Annotated in this window: 2 protein-coding genes; both read left to right on the top strand. The window is 59.4% G+C overall.

Annotated features, from left to right (window positions below; translation table 11 throughout):
• Positions 1-184: 184 nt before the first annotated feature.
• Positions 185-715: a hypothetical protein gene (locus VQ042_RS25690; protein WP_331823065.1), complete on the top strand. Its 531-nt coding sequence runs from the start codon at positions 185-187 to the stop codon at positions 713-715.
• Entirely contained in the window at positions 712-861 is a 150-nt protein-coding gene (locus VQ042_RS25685) for a DUF3780 domain-containing protein (protein WP_331823064.1), read from the top strand. The genes VQ042_RS25690 and VQ042_RS25685 overlap by 4 nt, the downstream gene beginning before the upstream one ends.
• Positions 862-935 lie beyond the last annotated feature (74 nt).

Here is a 935-nt window from a genome sequence, read left to right as displayed (position 1 = left end):
CGGCCCCGCTCGTCCCGCTTCGAGCCGTCCGCCGCCCACCTCTGCTCTATTCCGTTCCGGTCGACCATGCCACCATGGCTAATCTCCGCCGCTACGACAGGGAATCGCACTTGGATGAGTCATACCGTCGCAGCCCAAAACCAACAGAACCGATTCAGTAGTCAATGCAAACGTCCTAACCGTCGTGCCTCGTGGGGAGATCCGCTGGAACATCACCGGCGCCAACCCGAAAGAAGGCGAGGTCTACACGGGGCCGATCGAGTTGGAAGGCTCGGAGAAGGTCACAATCTACACCCATGCGTCGGACGCGGACCTCAGCGTCCTGAAGGACTTCCAAATTGCGGCTTCGGCCGAGGATGTGCAGATCGATCCGACAAGAAAGGCGAAATACACCAAGGCGATGGTGAAGACGGGTGTCGCTGACGCTTTTGCCTTCCTCAAAGCAGCTGAAGATAACAAGGCCAATCTGTCGTCTGTCCTGATCGACGTTGGCGCGGAAACGAACCACGTCCGAACACGCTTCGGGTCGGACACAATCCTCGCCCCACAATTCATACGTGACTTCATCGCGATCGCTCGCCGGGGAGTCGGCGACGATGCCGCCATGGTTCAGATCACCGTCAAGGGGATCGATTTCGAGACCGGGTACGATTTGGAGCAGTTCTTCAAAGTGCTCGGGGAGGACGTACAGACCTCGGAAGTGGACCAGTCATGAGCGACACGAAGACCCGGAAGACCCGCGGCTTTGGCGTCCCCGACGTCGTTGATCCTCATCATTTCGTCGTCCGTATCCCGAAGGGTAGCTCCGGTGACATCCTCATCATCGGTAACTGCTCAGGTGGCTGGCATCAGAGGGTCTGAGCAGCGGGTGCGAAGAGCGTAGCAGCGATGTCGCGGATGGCGCCGAAGGCGGTCTGTCCTGCGATGCGAGCGGT

It is taken from the genome of Aurantimonas sp. A2-1-M11 (assembly GCF_036549475.1).
GTDB lineage: Bacteria > Pseudomonadota > Alphaproteobacteria > Rhizobiales > Rhizobiaceae > Aurantimonas.
This window is presented reverse-complemented; position numbering and strand designations above follow the sequence as displayed.